The following is a 16,336-nucleotide window of genomic DNA, read 5'->3' as shown; positions in this document are numbered from 1 at the left end:
CATGGGAAGTACAAGATATGATTTAGAAGCTCGTTATGACAGAGCAAGAAAAGCAGGTTACGGAACAAAATCCGCAGGGGAAATTTTCACTCAGAATGCCAAAAGAATAGCTCATGAATCGATGAATCCACATGGAATTTCTTTCAGGGAATCCCGGGATTCGGAAGTCCACCCCAATTCAGTTCCCATTATTTTAGGATTAGATGTTACCGGAAGTATGGGGCATATTCCTCATGAGTTGATCAGAGATGGATTACCGAAACTCATGGGCGGAATTATCCAGGGAGGCGTTCCTGATCCGGCCTTATTATTCCTTGGAATCGGAGATCATGAATGTGATGGTTATCCGCTTCAGGTGGGACAGTTCGAATCAGGAGATGAAGAACTGGATATGTGGCTCACAAGAACTTATATTGAGTCCGGAGGTGGTGGAAATGCTGGAGAAAGCTATCTTTTAGCATGGTATTTTGCAGCATTTCACACCAGAACAGATGCGTTTGAAAAAAGAGGACAAAAAGGATTATTGTTTACCGTAGGTGATGAACCTTGTTTAAAAACCCTTTCTGCATCTGCAATCAGGGAAATCATGGGAAAAGGGCAGCAAACCTATACTCATTTTGAACTGCTGGAAGAAGCACAAAAAAAATATGAAGTATACCACATCAGTGTTTTACATTCCGATCAGGCACTGAGAGCAGACAGAGGCTGGAAAGAATTATTAGGACAAAACTGTATTTCCATAGCAGATCACAGGGACATTCCGAATGTTATTAAAAACATTATCTGTGATAAGTTTAAAAGCAAAAGCATCGGAACAACAGGAACAGTAGGATTGGATCAGTTTCAGATGCTTTAGAAATCTGTCAATGTCGTCCTAAAATAGGAATGACAATACTAGAAACCTCAAAAATTAAAAGAAATGAAAAAGGCGCAAATAGTAATAGGACTTGGTTTTGGTGATGAAGGAAAAGGAATTACCACAGATTTTCTGGCTTCTCAGAATCCGGAAGCTGTTGTGATCAGATTTTCAGGAGGACAGCAGGCTGCCCATACCGTAATGATGAATGAAAGAAAGCATGTGCATTCCAGTTTTTCCAGTGGTGCACTTCGTGGTCTGCCTTCTTACTTTACCGAGCATTGTACGATTCATCCGGTTTTTCTTCTGAATGAAAGAGAAGAGTTAAAAGCAAAGAACGGAAACATTGAGCTGCATATCCATCCATTGGCAAAGCTGACAACTCCTTTCGATGTATGGCAGAACAGAACAAATGCCCGTAATCTGGAACACGGAACCTGCGGAAAAGGAGTGGGAGCCACGATGAAAAGAAACGAAAGTCCTTATAAACTATTTGCTATAGACCTCATAGCACCCAGAGAAATGCTGATAGAAAAACTGAAAGGAATTGCCTATTACTATGGTTTTGTAGAAGAAGGCGAGATCAGTGAACTTTTAGAACCTTTCTTAAATGCTATTGAAGCTATTGATTGGAAGATAAATGATTATAAATACCTGGCTTCGTTTGATCACCTCATTTTCGAAGGAAGTCAGGGTATTTTACTCGATATGGACCATGGCGTTTTTCCCAATGTGACTTATGCACATACGACTTCAAAAAATGCCTGTGAGATTTGTAAGCTTTTAAAGATTGAAGATATTGAAATGTATTATGTGACCAGAAGTTATGCAACCCGTCATGGAAACGGCTGGATGAGCAATGAAAAAGAAATGAATCTGAAAAACAATGAAGAAGAAACCTGTATATTCAATGAATATCAAAAGGAGCTAAGAACCGGAGAAATAGATTACAAACTGCTGAATTATGCCTTAAAACTGGATGGAGCTTATGCGTTTCCGGTTAAAAAAAATCTTGTCATTACTTGTCTGGATCAGATTGATGAGGAATTTAAAGTAGAAAATCTTGATGAGGAATTTGATGTTGTCTATGGATCCTATTCTCCTTATTCTAAAGATTTTAAACGGATTTTTTAAATTCAGCAGTTAAAAATGTTAATTTTATTTGGAGAGGAGGAAATGATAGAGAATAAAAGAAAATAACCATGAAAACTATACAATATTTAAAAGGGGATGCTACGGTCCCACAGGCCAAAGGAATAAAGATCATCGCCCACATCTGCAATGATATCGGAGGTTGGGGAAAAGGTTTTGTACTGGCAGTTTCCAAAAGATGGGAAGAGCCGGAAAAAGAATATAGAAACTGGCACCGTTTCAGAAGTAAAAATAATTTTGCTTTAGGAGAAATTCAATTGGTTCAGGTTGAAAAATACATTTTTGTAGCCAATATAATCGGGCAAAAAGGAATAAAAACCGGAAGTAATGGTGTCCCTGTTCGGTATGATGCCATTGAAAAAGCTCTGGAAAAACTTTCCAACGAAGCTTTGCTGCTGAACGCAAGCGTTCACATGCCAAGAATCGGATGCGGACTGGCAGGAGGAAAATGGGAAGAAATTGAACCTATTATCGAAAGAACATTGCTTGTAAGGAATGTGGAGGTATATGTGTATGATTTTTAATAAATTAACCAACAATGAGAGAATTTGAAATAAGAGCAGATTATAAAAATGACACGCTGATTGTCTATCAGGCCTATAATAAAGCAATTGCAAAATCAGCCGTAGAGGATCAGAAATTTACAGCTCCTTTTTCATTCAACAGAATGACCTGGATAAAGCCTTCTTTTCTCTGGATGATGGAGCGCAGCAATTATGGACAGAAATCCAATCAGGAATGTACCCTGGCCTTACATATTAAAAGAGAAGCCTGGGAGAAAGCTTTAGGCAAAGCAATTCTTACTTCACCTGAAAAAAGGGTCTATCCCGATCCCCGGAAATGGGAAAAAGATTTTGAAAATGCCGGAATATATGTGCAGTGGGATCCTGAAAGGAATATTAAAGGAGCAAAACTGAATTACAGTTCCATTCAGGTAGGAATCAGCCGCGCATTGATTGAGGAGTTCAATGAAGAATGGATTGTAAAAATAGAGGATTATTCTCCTTTGGTTAAGAAGATTCTGAATCTTACCAGGTCGGGAGAATTTGATAAGGCAAAAAAACTGCTGCCGGTAAAAAAAAACTATCCTCTGTCAAAAGAACTGGCTTACAGAATTGGAGCCACAGTATAACCAAATAAACGAACGTCATGAAAACAATAACATTATATAGACCAGTAGGAGAAAAAGAAATGATCTTGATTATGGAAAGCGGATTTAAAAAATTTCCTCCAAGACTGGAATGGCAACCTATTTTTTACCCCGTTCTTAATGAAGAATATGCTTCAGAGATTGCAGAAAAATGGAACACCAGAGACGAAGCTGGAAACTATCTTGGTTTTGTAACCCGGTTTGAGGTGTTGGAAAAAGTGACGGATCAATATCCTGCACAGAATGTCGGGGCTAGAAATCACAATGAATTATGGGTTCCTTCTGAGGATCTTAACAGCTTTAATAAGGCAATTGTAGGAGATATCAAAGTAATCAAAGTCTTTATAGGAGATGACTTTAAGAAGGCTGCAAGTGCTGAGTTGGAAGATTTGATGATCAAAATAAAAAAACTAACTATGACTAATAAAGGAATGGCAAAAGATACTTTGGATATCTTAGCTAAAAAATATTATATTAACGAACATAACGAAAAAATAAATATAGAAAACGAGCTGGAAATCAGTAAAAAAGAAACCTCTCTTTTCACTCCGGAACAGCTTTCTGAAATTAAAGAATCTCCGTTGCCGGAAATCAGTTTTGAAACAAAAATTGAAACCTGGAAGTGCAGTTCTTTAAAAGCAATTTTACAATTAGCCGAAGAAGAAAATCAGGAGAAGATTATGTGTCTCAATTTTGCATCAGCAAAAAATCCGGGTGGAGGATTTATCAATGGAGCAGAAGCACAGGAAGAAAGTCTGGCAAGAACTTCCGGACTGTATGAAAGCTTACTTCAGGCATTTGATTATTACACAATTCATCGTGCAATGGAATCCTGTTTTTATACGGATACAATGATTTACAGTCCTAAAGTTCCTGTTTTCAGGAAAGATAAGGGAGAGTTGCTTCCTAAGCCTGTTCTGTGTAATTTCATCACGTCTCCGGCAGTCAATGCAGGGGTGGTAAAACGTCAGGAACCGGAAAGAGCACATGAAATTCTTGATGCAATGGATCTTAGAATGGATAAAATGCTTTCACTGGCTTTACAACAAGGAAATGAAGTTCTGATTTTAGGAGCCTGGGGATGCGGTGTCTTCAAAAATGATCCAAAAGAAATTGCAGGATTATTCGGGAAATATCTTCAGGGAAAATATAAAAATAAATTTAAAAGAGTGGTTTTCGCAGTGCTTACCAAGAAAGAAGAAATGCTGAAACCATTTGAAGAAATACAATGAAAATAGAACTAATAAAAGGAGACATCACAAAAATCCAAGCTGATGCAATAGTTAACGCTGCCAATTCATCCTTACTTGGTGGAGGTGGAGTTGATGGAGCCATTCATCGGGCAGGTGGTCCTCAGATATTAGAAGAATGCAGAGCAATTAGAAACAGACAAGGAAAGTGCAGTCCTGGTGAAGCTGTCGTAACTACTGCCGGAAATCTTCCTGCAAGGTATGTTATTCATACGGTAGGCCCGGTTTGGAATGGTCATGAAGAAGAATCAAGACTTTTGGCAGATTGTTATCATAATTCATTGAAATTAGCGGAAAGCCTTGGTGTGAAAACCATTGCTTTTCCTAATATCAGTACGGGAGTTTATAGGTTTCCAAAAGAACTGGCTGGAAAAATTGCTGTAGATGCGGTCAGAAATTTTAAATCGGATATCATTGAGAAAGTTATATTTGTTTGTTTTGATGATGAAAATGAGATAATTTACCAAAAACTTTTAGATTAAACCCATGAAAAAACTAACCATATTAAGCGGTGCAGGAATCAGTGCCGAAAGCGGAATAAAAACCTTCAGAGACGGAGACGGTCTCTGGGAAAATCATAATGTAACGGATGTGGCAAGTCCGGAAGGCTGGAAAAAGGACAGAGCTTTGGTTCTGGAATTTTACAACCAGAGAAGACGCCAGCTGCATGAAGTACAGCCCAACGAAGCTCATCGCTTACTGGCAGAGCTGGAAAAATATTTTGATGTTCAGATCATTACCCAGAATATTGATGACCTTCACGAAAGAGCAGGATCTGCTAAGATTCTTCATATTCATGGAGAATTGTTCAAGTCATGTTCGAGTAATAATAAAAGCCTGATTTATGAACAAAAAGAGGATATTAAAATTGGTGATAAAGCTGAAGATGGGGCACAATTAAGACCATTTATCGTTTGGTTCGGAGAAGATGTTCCTTTGTATCAAACGGCAAGAGAAATCGTAAAAGAATCGGATATTCTGCTGGTTATCGGAACTTCTCTGCAGGTATATCCCGCAGCAGGACTGATTCATGATATCAAAGACGATTGTCTTTTAATTGTCATCAATCCTAATGAAACGGGATTCGGATACGGACAGAGAGCTGTAGTAATGAAGGAAACAGCCACTCAGGGAATGAAAATATTATTTGATAAATTAGTCAATTTAGCCTAATGGAAAATAAGGTAAAAGCTGGAATTATGGGTGTTTGTATTGGAGATGCACTTGGAGTTCCGGTGGAATTCAGAAGTAGGGAAGAGCTTAAACGTTCTCCTGTTACCAAAATGCGTGCTTTGGGAACCCATCGTCAACCTGCAGGGACATGGAGTGATGATGGTTCTTTAACGTTGTGTCTTGCAGATAGTTTGTGCAATGGATATGATCTTGAAGATATAGCTTTGAAATTTTTACAATGGTATAATGCAGAAATATGGACTCCTCATGGAAAAGTTTTTGATATAGGTATTGCGACTTCACAAGCTATTTATAGAATAGGAAAAGGTATTTCTCCTACTTTATGCGGAGGGAATTCTGAGTTTGATAATGGAAACGGCTCTTTAATGAGGATTATGCCATTATTATTTTACATTAAAGATTTCACTATTGAAAAACGGTTTGATATTGTAAAAGAAGTTTCCTCTATTACACACAGACATATCCGTTCTGTTTTGGCCTGTTTTATTTATTTGGAATTTACTTTGGAAATTCTAAAAGGAAAAGATAAATGGGAGGCATATCAAACAATGCAGAAGACCGTTCGGGAGTTTTTAGATTATAATCTTATTTGTTCACAAAATGAAATGGATAAATTTCACCGGATTTTAGAATTAAAAGTAGGTGAATATGACTTAGCTCCTTTGCATACATTACAGGAGAAGGAAATAAGCTCTGGAGGATACGTTCTTCACAGCCTGGAAGCTTCACTATGGTGTTTTCTCAACTCAGAAAGTTATTCTGAAGCAGTTTTAAAAGCTGTTAATCTGGGGGAAGATACCGATACTACAGGAGCAATCACCGGAGGAATTGCCGGAATTTATTATGGATATGAAAATATTCCACAAGAATGGATTTCTGAGCTGGTGAGAAAGGATGATATTGAAGCATTATGTGAGAAATTACACCAAAAATTAATGAACTAAAACACAACCCATGAACGAAATAGAAAAGAAAAAGATAAGTAAATTTTTAAGCCTGATCTTACGTCATCAGCCGGATAGTATAGGTCTTACCCTGGATGAAAATGGTTGGGCAGATGTGGAAGAGCTGAGAGCAAAATCAGCCCAAAAGAGAATATATTTTACTCCCGAAGAATTAGATGAGGTGGTAGAAACAAACAACAAAAAGCGTTTTGCTTTTAATGAAGATAAAACAATGATCAGAGCAAGTCAGGGACACTCTATTGATATTGACCTGGCTTTGGAAGCCAGACAGCCTCCGGAATTTCTGTACCATGGAACAGCAGAAGCCAATATTTCTTCTATTTTAGAAAAAGGAATTGAAAAAAGAAGCCGTCAGCATGTACACTTAAGTGCTGATAAAGAGACTGCTGCAAAGGTCGGAATGAGACACGGCAAACCTGTGATTTTGACCATCAGAACCGGAACAATGCATCAGGAAGGATTATCTTTCTTTCAGTCTGCAAACGGGGTTTGGTTAACAGATTTCGTAGATGCAAAATATATTTCGAAGTAAAATGAGCAGAACATTAGTCATAGGAGATATCCACGGAGGGTTTAAAGCCTTACAACAAGTTCTTGAAAGAGCAAGAGTGATGAAAAATGATCAACTGATTTTCCTCGGAGATTATGTAGATGGTTGGAGCGAATCTTCACAAGTCGTACAGTTCTTACTGGAGCTTTCTGAAATACAGGAATGTATTTTTATCAAAGGGAATCATGATGCATGGTGTGAAGATTGGTTGAATTTAGGACAAAAACCTGATGTATGGCTTTTCAATGGGGGAAAAAGTACAGTAGAAAGTTATGCTGAGTATTCTCTTGAAGATCTGGATATTCATCTCGAATTCTTTCAAAGGATGAAAAATTATCATATTGATGATCAGAACCGGTTGTTTATTCATGCCGGATACGCTTCCATGCACGGTCCTGAAAAAGAAGTGTACTCAAGCAATTACCGTTGGGACAGAACGCTTTGGGAAACTGCCGTGGCAATGGATAAAAAACTGTCGAAAAATTCTGAATTATATCCTAAAAGACTGCTATTGTATAAAGAAATATTCATCGGACATACGCCTACTCTTGATATTGGGATCAAAATACCAGCCAATAAAGCTAATATCTGGAATATGGATACCGGAGCAGCCTATACCGGATCTTTATCCATCATGGATATTGACTCCAAGCAATTCTGGCAAAGTGATCCGCTTCCTTCCTTATATCCAAAAGAAAAAGGGCGAAATTAATACTGTTGAGAACAAACCTAACAGGTTTTCAAAACCTGTTAGGTTTTTATCTGCAAAACAACTTTACCTTTTCAATCTTTTGCAATTTTGACTGCCAGCACATCCCCGTTTCTCACAAAAGATGATTAATTTTAAAGTCTGAAAATATGACTTCAATGAAACTGAAATATCTTTTATTCACCTTAAGTTCTACCTTGTTTTTGGCTCAAAAATCGTTTCAGACCCCTTTTGAAAAAGGGAACGGAAATCAGACAGTTACCTACGACGAAATGAACAGCTATTATCAGGATCTGGCGAAAAATTTCAATACTATTCAGTACCTTAAAAAAGGAGAAGATGACAACGGAAAGCCAATTTATGTAGTGGTTTATAATCCCTTTCCTGAAAAAGACCTTGAAAAATTAAGAAAAGACAAAGCCATTCTTTTTGTCAACAATGGAATTCACCCGGGAGAGCCGGATGGAATAGATGCTACCATGATGTTGATGAGAGATCTTGCGGCTAAAAAAATTAAAACTCCGCAGAATTTTATTATTGCTGCGATTTCCGCTTACAATGTCAGTGGAATGTTGAACAGAGGATCTTACTCGAGAGCCAATCAGAATGGACCGGAGCAGTACGGTTTCAGAGGAAATGCAAGGAATTATGACCTGAACAGAGATTTTATCAAAGCAGATTCTAAAAATGCCAGAAGCTTTCAGGAAATCTATCAATGGTTGAAACCGGATATTTTTATCGATAACCATGTCAGCAACGGAGCAGATTATCAATATACGTTCACCTATATTTCTACATTTAAAGAACGTTTGGGAAATACCCTTGGAAATTATTTCTACAATGATTATCAGGCTAAAAATATTGAGGATATGAAAAAACTGGGGTATGATAGTACTCCCTATGTCAATATCCACGGAGATGTTCCGGAAGTAGGATTTGCCTCATTTGAAGATTCTCCGAGATATTCTACAGGATATACTTCCCTTTTCAACTCTCTGGGAACAGTTCCTGAAACCCATATGCTGAAGCCTTATGATAAAAGGGTAGATGCCACTTACAAATATATGCTGGTGAATCTACGGAATTTAGATAAAGATTATCATAAAATAAAGCAGCTTCGAATAGAAAATCTAAAACAATATCAGGCTGGAAAACAATACGGAATCCGTTGGAAAATAGATTCTACGAAGTTCTCTACTATGGATTTTAAAGGTTATGAAGGAAAATATAAGCCCAGTGAAGTTTCAGGCAAACCAAGACTGTATTATGACAGAAATAAGCCTTTTACGAAGAATATAAAACTCTTTACGACGGCTGTTCCAACGGGATATATTACCATTCCAAAATATTATGTAATTCCGCAGTCGCAGTACCGGGTGATTGAAGAATTTAAAAGAAATAATATTCAGATGAAACCGATACAGAAAGACAGTACTTTAACGGTTGAGTCCTATAAAATTAAAGATTTTAAAACCGTTAAAAATCCTTATGAAGGGCACTACCTGCATTTTGAAACTACGGTTGATGCTACGCAGAAAAATAGGGTATTTACAGCCGGAGATTATCTGGTTTCAACCAATCAGCCTGGTGTAAAATATATTATAGAAACCCTTGAACCTGAAGCATTAGACTCATTTTTCAATTGGAATTTCTTTGACGGAATTCTGGCACAGAAAGAATACTATTCCGCTTATATTTTCGAAGATACAGCTGCTGAACTTTTGAAAAAGGATAAAAAATTGAAAGAAGCGTTTGAAGCTGCCAAAGCATCGGATAAAAAGCTGTCAGAAGATGGAGATGCACAATTAGATTGGGTGTACAGACATTCTCCTTATTTTGAAGAAAAAACATTCAGACAGTATCCCGTTTACAGAGTGTTGTAAATATTTTTTCACAAAAATTCTGATGATTTTTTTGTTTTTTTATAGTAATTTGTTAATCAATGTTTTATATTTTTATTAAATTAGTATCAAAAACAAACACTATGAAACAAATTTATCAATTCGTAACATTGCTGTGCTTTATACCAATAGGTGTACTGGCGCAATATTCTCAAAGTTTTGATTCGGCAACAATGCCTGCTGACTGGACAATAATTAATGGTGGAGATCCTGGAACCTGGGAAACCTTTAGTTCTTATGACTCTTCATTCAACGCTCCTCATTCTGGGACCCACTTCCTTGGATTGGAATACGGCAGTACTTCCCATGATGATTATGCCATAAGCCCTGCTATAGTGGTCACTGCAGGAGTATCTGATAAGCTTACTTTCTGGGCAAGAAACAGAGGGGCAGGACTTGCTGAGACGGTGGATATAAAAGTATCAACCACAACTCCTACTATTGCAGGACTTACCAACACGCTCGCAGCAGCAGTAAAACCTCCTACTTCGTGGAATCAGTATACGTACGACCTGACTCCTTTTGTAGGACAAACAATTTATATTGCTTTTCATTCCACTACAGAAGATGTTTGGTTTATAGGGATAGACGATTTCCAGATTTCAACAAACAGTTTATCGGTTTCTGATGCAAAAGCGGATAAGAGCCGTGCATCCATCTACCCAAACCCGGCACAAGATGTTTTACACATCAAAAATAAAACTAAGATCTCTGAAATTAGCATCTATGATCTTAACGGAAAGCTAGTGAAAAAAGAAACGATGGATACAGAAAACGGAACTGTAAATGTAAGTGAACTTGCAGCAGGGAATTATATAGTGAAGGTCAAAGATAAAGAGACTGAAAAAGGCTATAAAATGATTAAGAAATAACATTTATAACAAAATAAAAAAAGACGTTTCAATTGAAACGTCTTTTTTTATTTTGGTAAGCCTCTCTTCAAGGCCATTTCTGCTCTTTTAATTGCCATTTTCTCTTTCCAGTCCATATAGCTCTTTTTAAAGTTCGACTTCATAATGTCGTCAAATTTACGCTGTACGGTAAGATTCCATAGAGAATGTGCTTTTACTGCCCATGATTTGTCCCATGCTCTTAAGGAAATTGAGAAACTTCCGTCCAGATATTTCATCCAGTGCCACCATCCTGTAGGCATAAATAAAGTATCACCATGTTCAAGATAGCATTCAATACCTTCTACACCATCCAGTGCCGGGAATTTTGTGAAATCCGGATTTTCGATATCATAATCCTCAAGTGCATACGTAGCATAGGGTATCTGATAAAGGCGTTCTTTCCATTTATAGTCGAAAAGAAGGATATGCTTTCTTCCATTGAAATGGGTATGGAAAATATGGGCCATATCGATATCGAAGTGAAGGAAGGTTACAGAACCTTTTCCTCCAAAGAACATATTCGGATATTTATCAAGAAAGCCTCCCATTAATTCTTTAGGAGAAATATAATCTTCCAAAAGTTTAGGAGCATATTTTATGGGGTCGAATAGGAAAATTCTAAGATCAGTAGGTTCTCGCTGAATAAGATCTATGTAATCTCCAAACTTCATTTTTGCTGCTGACGCATTGATGGGAGCAGAAGGGTCTGCCTTTGAGCTGTCATATAGCGGGACCTCCACATCTCCTACAACCTCCTTCATATATTCCATCGTCCATTTTTGGTAAGCAGGCCATTTTTTTGCCATATTTTTGATGACAACGGGCCTTCTTGGCTTCAGATATTTTTCGTAGAATTCTTCTTTCGAAATGTCATCTACAACATCTATAGGCTTTAAAATAATTCCCATTTTATAAATTTTATGTTACAAAATTATTAAATATATATTGATGTACCAGTGTTTAATTTTTTTTTAATCTATGATTCAAATCAGATTTTCCTATTTAGAATAAGTAAGATTATTAATTTCTTAGCTCCTGCTTAAAATTGTTCTTTTATCTAATCAATAAGACAAAATCTATTCAGATTATGTTACATAAATCAAAAAATAAATCATCCACTTCTTTTGCAAATTTTTTATGCCAAACATCATTTTATGATAAATTAAATATTCACAAAAGCGGATAAACAGATTGTGAATCTGCTTAAAAAGATTTCTTTTTTTCAAAGAAAATCAAAAGCTTAAAAATTATCACTATGTTTGTAGTGATAATGGTTTAACTTTTATCTATAAAATTCATCTTTATAAAAAGTGTAACAAAAAACAATATCCATTAACTAATTGAGCAAATAATAAGTATGAAAAAAAATATTTCCTTATTTCTGATGCTTTTCTTCACGGTGCTTACTTTCGCACAGAAAACGATCTCAGGAAAGATCACGGATGATGACGGGGTAGCAATACCAAGCGCCAGTGTAACGATAGAAGAGCCCGGTAAAGATGCTATTCTTGCTTATGCCATTACGAATTCCAAAGGAGAATATAAAGTAACTTTTACATCCGCTGAATCCAATGTGGATTTAAAAGTGAAAGCATTCAATCAGAAACCTCTTACGAAGCAAATTAATAACAGCGATCAGACTCTGAACTTTAAAATGCAGTCTGAAGCTACAGAAATTAAAGAAGTACAGCTGAAAACCAAAATGATCACTGCAAGAGGCGACACCATCTCTTATGATCTTAAGGCTTTCAATAGTAAAAACGACAGAACCCTTGCAGATGTAATGAAAAAGATTCCGGGAATTGAGGTCAATACAGACGGAACAATTCTCTACCAGGGAAATGCCATCAATAAATTCTACGTCAACGGAAAAGACCTTATGGAAGGAGGTTATGGAACCATCAACAATTCCCTTCCTAAAGATGCTGTACAGAAAGTAGAAGTTCTGGAGAATCACCAGCCGGTAAAAATCCTTCAGGATAAAGTCCCTTCAGATCAGGCAGCCATCAATATCAAACTGAAAAACTCTGTCACCATGACTGGAAGAGGAGAAGTAGGAACCGGATTTGGAGATCCGTGGCTTTGGAATGTAAAACTGACGCCTATGTTTTTCGGGCAGAAAAGCCAATGGGTTGTCAATTATAAAACCAATAACATGGGTGAGCAGGTGGAAAATGAAGGAAATATTCTGGCTTTCGGTAATAGATTTGAAGGAAAAAGGATCAATGCTTCTCAAAATGACTGGTTAAATGTAGAAAATGCAAGTACACCTAATCTTCCGGTGAAAAGATATCTGATGAACAGTGTTCATTATTTGTCAGCCAACTATCTTACCAATATTGATAAGAAAAAGGAATGGGAGCTTAAAGCCAATGCAAACTATACTAATAATTCCGTAAATAGAGAATCTTATAGCCAAACTGATTATTTTGCAACATCTAATCAGCCGGCTTCAAGAGTTACTCAGAATATTTTCAATAACTTTTATACTGATAAAGCAAAAGGAGAATTGATTTTCACTAAAAATGCAAAAAAAGGATTCTTTAAAAATACCACAAGCTTCTCTCAATATTGGAATGCAGATCGTGGTATTGTAGATCGAACAGATGGAAACAGCAGCCGACATGGGGAGGAAGCAATAGAATCTCCTACTTCTTCATTTCAGAACTCATTAAGTACTATTATCCCATGGAACGAGAAAATGATTAATGTTCAGTCGTATATTAATTATCAGACAGATAAGCAGACATTGGAAGTTTCGCCTGCATCTTATTTACAGATCCCTGGTTTCATGACGGCAACACCCTCGGATATTGCAAGACAAAATATGAGGCTGAAAACTTTCGAAGCCAATCATTCTGCCAATTTAGGATTTTCAGCTAAAGGATGGACTTTTACACCAGAGGTTGGATTTAACTTTAAAACTACAGATCTTGTTACCGACTTGTCAAATATTAGAGCAATTCCATCTACCAACCCTAATATCCCCAATCCTAAACCTGAGTCATATAGCAATGATTTAAAATACACTACAGCTACACCATATGGAAGCTTAGGAGTAAATTATAAAAGTGAATCATGGATGATTTATGCTAATCTTCCTGTAAATTCAAATAATATTAAGGCAGAAGATCCTTTGAGGCTTGTTTCAAAATCGGTAAATAAAGTCACTTTTGAACCCAATATTTTTGCACAGTATTCTTTTGCTTCATTCTGGAAAGCTTCATTAACAGGAAATATCAGTAATAATTTTGGAGAGGTAAACACAGCATATTCAGGATTTTTAATGACTTCACCCAATGGTATCAATGCAATGGATGCTACCAACCCGATTCCTCAGAACAATACAAAATCTGGAGGAACACGAATAGAATATAGAAATCCTCTGAATAATTTGTTCTTTAATCTTAATTACCGGCTATCCGATGTTAAAAGAAACCTTATTTCTTCCCCAGTAAGAAATGAAGCAGGATATACAACCGTGAAATATCTGGAACAGGATAATCACACAAAAAATAATGGATTTAGTGGAGAAGTAGGAAAGTATTTCCCAAAATTTAAAACAAATGCTTCAGTAAGCTATAGTAACAATACTTCAACATCAGACGCTTATCAGAATGATAAATCTTATGAAAGTAAAAACAACTCTCAATCAGTAGGATTTAAATTTAATAATACCTATTTCAGTTGGATGAGTGTAGATTATAATTTTACGATTTCCAGAACAAAACAAACCAATACAAGTGAAACACCTGAATTGAATAATATAAACTCAAGAAATGGATTTAATCATAATTTAGGAGTGTTCTTCTATCCAATAGAAAATCATACCATTGGATTTAATTGGGATCAGGTAAACAGCAGCGCCGGAACTCAGAAATATAACAATGGATTCTATGATTTATCCTATCAGTTCAGCTGGGCAAAGAAGAAAATTGATTTTGAATTGAAATGGATGAATATCGCGAACAAAAAAGTTTTTGAAACGTATGATATTAATGCACAAAGTATTTCTTACACAAGAATTCAGCTCCGTCCTAGCCAGGTTATGTTTACCGTAAAATTCAACTTTAAATAAAAAAAAACCAATCCATACGGATTGGTTTTTTATTGAGATATACTGAAATTAAAAGCTTTGCTGGTCTGCTGAAGGCCCATAGCTTCCCGGCAAAGGAATATTGTTTAGTCTGTAATACACTCCCAGTTGAGCCCTGTGATGCGTAATCTGGTTTAAAGCATGCCGGATGGCTCCGTACTTGCTCCAGCTTGCCAGTTCGTGCCCATCATTTTTAATCGTCCAGCTGGGATTCAGATCGTTTTCTGTACTGTTTTCCAATGCTGTTTTTGCAGACTGGTAATCATCTTCCAGTTTTTTCATGAGTTCATCTCTTGTAGACAGAATGGTAGGTTTATAATCTCCCTTGGCAAAATCCAGTTCCGAAGTTTTTAAAATAGTGTTCGGCCATTCAAAAACTTCTACCAGATGGGTAGCAAGAGGCATCATTTTCATGCTTTTTTCATGCGGAGCATAATCGTTTTTTCCTTCAGGGAATAGTTCAATAAATTTTTTTGTGGTTTGGAACTCTCCCTCCAGTTCGGATTTTAATTGAGATAAGGTATCCATAATATTTTGTTTTTTAGAAACTTAAAGGTAAGCGTTTTAAATATGAAACTGTTTTAAGAGAATCATAATTTTTTAATTAGTAAAGATTTGAAACAGGTGAATATTTTTTACCGAAAAATAAAATTTCAGAAAAACTGTAACAAAAGAAGACAAGTGATTACTAATTATATAAAACTTGTTACAATGAAAAAGTTATTCTCAGTATTTCTTATTGCTCTTTTTGCATTTGCAGGAGCTCAGGAGTCAAAAGAAACAGCCAACCGTTTCTTTTATGAACTGACTTTTAAGCCGAAAAAAGATTCGGCGAGAATGGATAAGATTATTACTATTCTTGATATAACCCCAAAGAAATCAATCTACCAGGATTATACAATGCCGGCTCAGGATTCTATCATTAAAGTTCAGATAGAAGAAATGGAGAAAACCAAATCTTTTAAGGATATGACCAAGTTGATTAGGTGGCCGAAATTTTCATATAAAATTATTAAGACTTATCCTGACATGAAAGTACAGTATGTAGACAGAATCAGCAGAAATCTGTTCTCATATGAAGACGATCCGAAGCTGCAATGGAGTATTCTACCAGATAAACAAAAAATAGGCGCGTACAATGCTCAGAAAGCAACTACTGAATTTGGAGGAAGAACATGGACTGCATGGTTCAGTTCGGATATCCCTTTTCAGGATGGACCTTACAAATTTAAAGGACTTCCTGGTCTGATTGTAAAAATCGAAGACGCTGATAAAAACTATTCATGGCAATTGAGCGGAAATAAAAAGATCGAAAATTATGATGAATTATCATATGCCGATAAGATCAATGCTAAGATGGGAATGATGAGCAATACAGTAACACCTACATCAAAAGAAAAGTTTCTTAAATCTTATGAAGGATACAAAGCAGATCCTTTTGCAGAATCCCGTCCATATATGACTGCAGAGAATATGAGCAGACCCATGCCGGGAACAGACGGAACTGTAGGAGATTTCATGAAAAGGCTGGAAAAGCAGGTGAAAGATTTCTTCGGGTCCAATGATAATCCCATAGAAAAAGAACAGCCTTCTGACAAGAAGAAAAAGTAAGACTTCATA

The 16,336-nt window shown here is 36.5% G+C and carries 16 protein-coding genes; 14 read left to right on the top strand and 2 right to left on the bottom strand.

Annotated features, from left to right (window positions below):
- Position 1: 1 nt before the first annotated feature.
- The 12 genes from RHP76_RS14955 (at position 2) to RHP76_RS14900 (ending at position 10,599) form a co-directional block, all read left to right on the top strand.
- A complete protein-coding gene (locus RHP76_RS14955; protein ID WP_311228490.1) occupies positions 2-856 on the top strand; it encodes a hypothetical protein in 855 nt (284 codons plus the stop codon).
- Positions 857-919: 63 nt separating this feature from the next.
- Complete coding sequence (locus tag RHP76_RS14950; RefSeq protein WP_277693643.1) at positions 920-1,990, top strand: adenylosuccinate synthetase; 1,071 nt, start codon at positions 920-922, stop codon at positions 1,988-1,990.
- Positions 1,991-2,058: 68 nt separating this feature from the next.
- On the top strand, positions 2,059-2,532 hold the full coding sequence (locus RHP76_RS14945) for a macro domain-containing protein (RefSeq protein ID WP_123278742.1): 474 nt from the start codon (positions 2,059-2,061) through the stop codon (positions 2,530-2,532).
- 14 nt (positions 2,533-2,546) lie between these two features.
- Positions 2,547-3,140, top strand: a complete 594-nt coding sequence (locus tag RHP76_RS14940) for a DUF4291 domain-containing protein (RefSeq protein WP_120232299.1) — start codon at positions 2,547-2,549, stop codon at positions 3,138-3,140.
- A 17-nt stretch (positions 3,141-3,157) separates the two neighbouring features.
- Positions 3,158-4,390 carry a TIGR02452 family protein gene (locus RHP76_RS14935; protein WP_311228489.1) on the top strand — a complete coding sequence of 411 codons (1,233 nt, stop codon included), beginning with the start codon at positions 3,158-3,160 and terminating at the stop codon, positions 4,388-4,390.
- Positions 4,387-4,890 (top strand): O-acetyl-ADP-ribose deacetylase, encoded by a 504-nt coding sequence (locus RHP76_RS14930; RefSeq protein WP_280213032.1) that lies wholly within the window; start codon positions 4,387-4,389, stop codon positions 4,888-4,890. Before RHP76_RS14935 ends, RHP76_RS14930 begins: the two co-directional genes overlap by 4 nt.
- A 4-nt stretch (positions 4,891-4,894) precedes the next feature.
- A complete protein-coding gene (locus tag RHP76_RS14925; protein WP_311228488.1) occupies positions 4,895-5,581 on the top strand; it encodes an SIR2 family NAD-dependent protein deacylase in 687 nt (228 codons plus the stop codon).
- A complete protein-coding gene (locus tag RHP76_RS14920; RefSeq protein ID WP_311228487.1) occupies positions 5,581-6,546 on the top strand; it encodes an ADP-ribosylglycohydrolase family protein in 966 nt (321 codons plus the stop codon). Before RHP76_RS14925 ends, RHP76_RS14920 begins: the two co-directional genes overlap by 1 nt.
- Positions 6,547-6,556: 10 nt before the next feature.
- The gene (locus RHP76_RS14915; protein WP_062672758.1) at positions 6,557-7,099 is read left to right on the top strand and encodes an RNA 2'-phosphotransferase; all 543 of its coding nucleotides are present in this window, start codon (positions 6,557-6,559) and stop codon (positions 7,097-7,099) included.
- A gap of 1 nt (position 7,100) precedes the next feature.
- Entirely contained in the window at positions 7,101-7,829 is a 729-nt protein-coding gene (locus RHP76_RS14910; RefSeq protein ID WP_311228486.1) for a metallophosphoesterase family protein, read from the top strand.
- Positions 7,830-7,984: 155 nt separating this feature from the next.
- A complete protein-coding gene (locus RHP76_RS14905) occupies positions 7,985-9,709 on the top strand; it encodes a M14 family metallopeptidase (RefSeq protein ID WP_062672756.1) in 1,725 nt (574 codons plus the stop codon).
- Between the two features lie 101 nt (positions 9,710-9,810).
- Positions 9,811-10,599 (top strand): T9SS-dependent choice-of-anchor J family protein, encoded by a 789-nt coding sequence (locus tag RHP76_RS14900; protein ID WP_183037421.1) that lies wholly within the window; start codon positions 9,811-9,813, stop codon positions 10,597-10,599.
- A gap of 47 nt (positions 10,600-10,646) precedes the next feature.
- Here RHP76_RS14900 and RHP76_RS14895 read toward each other — a convergent pair whose 3' ends face one another.
- Positions 10,647-11,528 carry a cupin-like domain-containing protein gene (locus tag RHP76_RS14895; RefSeq protein WP_062672752.1) on the bottom strand — a complete coding sequence of 294 codons (882 nt, stop codon included), beginning with the start codon at positions 11,526-11,528 and terminating at the stop codon, positions 10,647-10,649.
- Between the two features lie 449 nt (positions 11,529-11,977).
- Here RHP76_RS14895 and RHP76_RS14890 point away from each other — a divergent pair, with 449 nt between their 5' ends.
- Positions 11,978-14,698, top strand: coding sequence for a carboxypeptidase-like regulatory domain-containing protein (locus RHP76_RS14890; RefSeq protein ID WP_120232290.1), 2,721 nt, complete (start codon positions 11,978-11,980; stop codon positions 14,696-14,698).
- A gap of 48 nt (positions 14,699-14,746) precedes the next feature.
- On the opposite strand, the gene RHP76_RS14885 is transcribed toward RHP76_RS14890, so the two are convergent.
- A complete protein-coding gene (locus tag RHP76_RS14885) occupies positions 14,747-15,244 on the bottom strand; it encodes a DinB family protein (protein WP_062672748.1) in 498 nt (165 codons plus the stop codon).
- 183 nt (positions 15,245-15,427) lie between these two features.
- Between RHP76_RS14885 and RHP76_RS14880 the strand changes: the two genes are divergently transcribed.
- Entirely contained in the window at positions 15,428-16,327 is a 900-nt protein-coding gene (locus RHP76_RS14880) for a GLPGLI family protein (protein WP_062673748.1), read from the top strand.
- Positions 16,328-16,336 lie beyond the last annotated feature (9 nt).

The sequence above is a fragment of the Chryseobacterium sp. SG20098 genome, from assembly GCF_031844745.1.
In the GTDB taxonomy this organism is placed as follows: domain Bacteria; phylum Bacteroidota; class Bacteroidia; order Flavobacteriales; family Weeksellaceae; genus Chryseobacterium; species Chryseobacterium cucumeris.
This window is presented reverse-complemented; position numbering and strand designations above follow the sequence as displayed.

Bases quoted from the DNA above. Each gene is read 5' to 3' on its own strand.
- RHP76_RS14900 (WP_183037421.1), top strand. From the start codon at position 9,811: ATGAAACAAATTTATCAATTCGTAACATTGCTGTGCTTTATACCAATA.
- RHP76_RS14935 (WP_311228489.1), top strand. From the start codon at position 3,158: ATGAAAACAATAACATTATATAGACCAGTAGGAGAAAAAGAAATGATC.
- RHP76_RS14930 (WP_280213032.1), top strand. From the start codon at position 4,387: ATGAAAATAGAACTAATAAAAGGAGACATCACAAAAATCCAAGCTGAT.
- RHP76_RS14940 (WP_120232299.1), top strand. From the start codon at position 2,547: ATGAGAGAATTTGAAATAAGAGCAGATTATAAAAATGACACGCTGATT.
- RHP76_RS14910 (WP_311228486.1), top strand. From the start codon at position 7,101: ATGAGCAGAACATTAGTCATAGGAGATATCCACGGAGGGTTTAAAGCC.
- RHP76_RS14945 (WP_123278742.1), top strand. From the start codon at position 2,059: ATGAAAACTATACAATATTTAAAAGGGGATGCTACGGTCCCACAGGCC.
- RHP76_RS14895 (WP_062672752.1), bottom strand. From the start codon at position 11,528: ATGGGAATTATTTTAAAGCCTATAGATGTTGTAGATGACATTTCGAAA.
- RHP76_RS14890 (WP_120232290.1), top strand. From the start codon at position 11,978: ATGAAAAAAAATATTTCCTTATTTCTGATGCTTTTCTTCACGGTGCTT.
- RHP76_RS14880 (WP_062673748.1), top strand. From the start codon at position 15,428: ATGAAAAAGTTATTCTCAGTATTTCTTATTGCTCTTTTTGCATTTGCA.
- RHP76_RS14925 (WP_311228488.1), top strand. From the start codon at position 4,895: ATGAAAAAACTAACCATATTAAGCGGTGCAGGAATCAGTGCCGAAAGC.
- RHP76_RS14955 (WP_311228490.1), top strand. From the start codon at position 2: ATGGGAAGTACAAGATATGATTTAGAAGCTCGTTATGACAGAGCAAGA.
- RHP76_RS14950 (WP_277693643.1), top strand. From the start codon at position 920: ATGAAAAAGGCGCAAATAGTAATAGGACTTGGTTTTGGTGATGAAGGA.
- RHP76_RS14905 (WP_062672756.1), top strand. From the start codon at position 7,985: ATGAAACTGAAATATCTTTTATTCACCTTAAGTTCTACCTTGTTTTTG.
- RHP76_RS14915 (WP_062672758.1), top strand. From the start codon at position 6,557: ATGAACGAAATAGAAAAGAAAAAGATAAGTAAATTTTTAAGCCTGATC.
- RHP76_RS14920 (WP_311228487.1), top strand. From the start codon at position 5,581: ATGGAAAATAAGGTAAAAGCTGGAATTATGGGTGTTTGTATTGGAGAT.
- RHP76_RS14885 (WP_062672748.1), bottom strand. From the start codon at position 15,244: ATGGATACCTTATCTCAATTAAAATCCGAACTGGAGGGAGAGTTCCAA.